The organism is Actinomycetota bacterium (genome assembly GCA_030774015.1).
Classification (GTDB): Bacteria; Actinomycetota; UBA4738; order UBA4738; family JACQTL01; genus JALYLZ01.
This window is the reverse complement of the sequence record JALYLZ010000199.1, coordinates 1-2,339: the sequence shown is the minus strand read 5'-3', so window position 1 is coordinate 2,339 and position 2,339 is coordinate 1. Positions and strand designations below refer to the sequence as shown.

The window sequence follows — 2,339 nt, the reverse complement described above, 5'->3', positions numbered from 1 at the left end:
GTGCCCGGCTTCGGGCACCCCTGACTCGACACCGGGCCGCTCAGCGCCGGCGGCCTACGGGGTGCGCCGCCATCCACTCCTCGATGGGGCCGAAGGATGGGGTTTCGGCGGGATCCAGGGCCGGCGGCGGCGCGCCCAGGCCGAGGAGCGATTCGGCCTCGACACCGCGCTAAGGAGGAACCAGGCCGGCGGTGTCGAGAGACTCTGCCGCCACCGCGGCCCGCGTGGCCACCATTCCCACCGCCGCGACAGCTACCGAGCAGCCTCCCCCAGCTTCGGACCCTCGGGCCTGGCGAGGAGGAGGAACGCGGCGAGGGCCAGCCAGGCAACCACCATGGCCACCGCAACGCCGATGAGGATGCGCCAGCCGATCCCGTGGTTACCCTGGCTCAAACCCTTGAGCCCGCCGCGGTCCGCTTGGGCGAGGACGGTGATCCTCTGCCTCGTGGACGTGGCACTCCAGCTCCAACGTGGCGTGCTCGATCCCGAAGCGTTCGGCGACCATGGCCTTCAGCTTCTCGCCCCGGATCTGGGCCTCGTGCATCGAGGGGTCGCCTCCCAGGACGACGTGAGCCGAGAGTGCCGGCACGTCGGAGGCCAGGTTCCACAGATGAAGGTGGTGGACCTCCCGGACTCCCGGCTCGGAGGCGAGGGCCCGGGCGACCTCCTGGGAAGGCCGAGCCCGCACCGCTGCCCGAGCCTGCCAGGCGCTCGCCGCAGCCGGGCTCTTCATCGGGGTCGGCGCGCTGGCGTTGCTCCTCGCGGTACAGCTGGCGTTCCGGGGCGCGCTGCTCGGGACGCTGCTCGGCAACTTCGTCTCCGTGCAGGTCCGGGGTGTGGACATTGCGAGCGTGGCGCTGGCAGTGGTCCTCGCCGGGCTCTCGGTGGCCGACGTGCTGTTCCTGAACATCCGGGAACGGGCTGCGGAGGTGGTGACCCTGCGCGCCACCGGGTGGGGAAGCGCGCACCTTGGCCGGCTCGTCGCGTACGAAGGAGCGGCCATCGGCGTCCTGGGATCGGTTCCGGGAGCGATCGTCGGCGTGGCGATGGCGGCGGTGGCGACCGGAGGCATCGGAGCCCGGGTCGTCGAGGCGGGAGTCCTGGCCGCACTGGTGGGCGTGGCAGTGGCGGCCTCGGTGGCCCCGGCCGCGTGGGTCGGCCGGATGGCGCCCCCGAGCGTCCTGGCGGAGGAGTGAGGCACATGGGGTTCCCGGTTCGCCTGGACGGCGTCTCCAAGCGGTACCTCTCCAACGGCTCGGGGGTGGTGGCTCTCGAATCGGTCACGACCGAGGTGCCGGCGGGGCAGATCGTCGCGGTCATGGGACCGTCGGGATCGGGAAAGTCCACGCTGCTGCACGTGGTGGGAGCCATGGACCTGCCGGACGAAGGGCAGGTGGTGGTGGACGGCCGGGACGTCACCCGCCTGTCCCGAGGCGAGCAGGCCGCGTACCGGCGGACGATCGGCTTCGTGTTCCAGCGCTTCCACCTCCTCCCGGCGCTGTCGGTCCTGGACAACGTCGCGGCGCCGGTCCTGCCTTTCCGGACCCGGTTCGACAAGTTCGAGCGGGCCCGAGGGCTGCTCGAGGCGGTGGGCCTGGGTGACCGCGGCGGATCCTTTCCCTCTCGGCTGTCCGGCGGCGAGCAGCAACGGGTGGCCATCGCCCGTGCCCTCATCAACGAGCCCGGGCTGGTCCTGGCGGACGAGCCCACCGGGAACCTGGACTCGGCCACGGGGGCGGAGATCATGGATCTCCTGGTGGGCCTCCGGGAGGATCGGGGGCTCACGGTCGTGGTGGCCACCCACGATCCCGGCGTGGCGGCCAGATGCGACCGGATCGTCCGGCTGCGCGACGGCCGGGTGGTGGATGACGTGCCAGTCTCGCCGCGAGCGCCCGAGTCGGTGATGGGCGACATCGGCCGCTTCGATCCGGGCGGCTGATCCGCGCCGTGCGTCGGTTCATCTGGAGCACACTTGTCCACCGCCGGGGCCGTACCGCCAGCCAGCGCTGTCAGGGTGCCGCCCGAGCGGACCAGGCGGACGCGTGGGGTAAAGAAACGCGATCCGCGCCTGGAGGCCGGCCAACGTCGTCGATCTTCCACAATGCGGCGCCGTGGTCCCGTCTCTCCTCTATCTCCTCCTGCGTCGCGTTCTCGGTCTGCTCCGGCCGGACCAGCGCGCTGCGGCCGAGGCCGATCTCGAGATCGTTGTCCTTCGCCACCAACTGGCGGTCCTCCGTCGTCAGGTCAAGCGACCCGCCAATCGGGCATCGGACCGGGCGTTCCTTGCCGCGGGCGAGCAGGCTCCTTCCGAGAGGGCTATGGCACTCGTTCATCGTCCG

At 71.7% G+C, this 2,339-nt stretch carries 5 protein-coding genes; 2 read left to right on the top strand and 3 right to left on the bottom strand.

All coding sequences use genetic code 11. The annotated features are described in order from the left end of the window. Positions 1-252 precede the first annotated feature (252 nt). Together M3Q23_18740 and M3Q23_18735 are read right to left on the bottom strand one after the other, a co-directional pair. On the bottom strand, positions 253-393 hold the full coding sequence (locus M3Q23_18740; protein ID MDP9344087.1) for a hypothetical protein: 141 nt from the start codon (positions 391-393) through the stop codon (positions 253-255). Then, complete coding sequence (locus tag M3Q23_18735; GenBank protein MDP9344086.1) at positions 380-688, bottom strand: hypothetical protein; 309 nt, start codon at positions 686-688, stop codon at positions 380-382. Before M3Q23_18735 ends, M3Q23_18740 begins: the two co-directional genes overlap by 14 nt. A 64-nt stretch (positions 689-752) precedes the next feature. Here M3Q23_18735 and M3Q23_18730 point away from each other — a divergent pair, with 64 nt between their 5' ends. Further along, positions 753-1,196: a hypothetical protein gene (locus M3Q23_18730; protein MDP9344085.1), complete on the top strand. Its 444-nt coding sequence runs from the start codon at positions 753-755 to the stop codon at positions 1,194-1,196. Positions 1,197-1,201: 5 nt separating this feature from the next. Next, positions 1,202-1,939, top strand: a complete 738-nt coding sequence (locus tag M3Q23_18725) for an ABC transporter ATP-binding protein (protein ID MDP9344084.1) — start codon at positions 1,202-1,204, stop codon at positions 1,937-1,939. A gap of 70 nt (positions 1,940-2,009) precedes the next feature. Here the strand turns inward: M3Q23_18725 and M3Q23_18720 are convergent. Beyond that, positions 2,010-2,339 (bottom strand): hypothetical protein (locus M3Q23_18720; protein ID MDP9344083.1); only part of this gene is annotated, 330 nt, incomplete at its 5' end.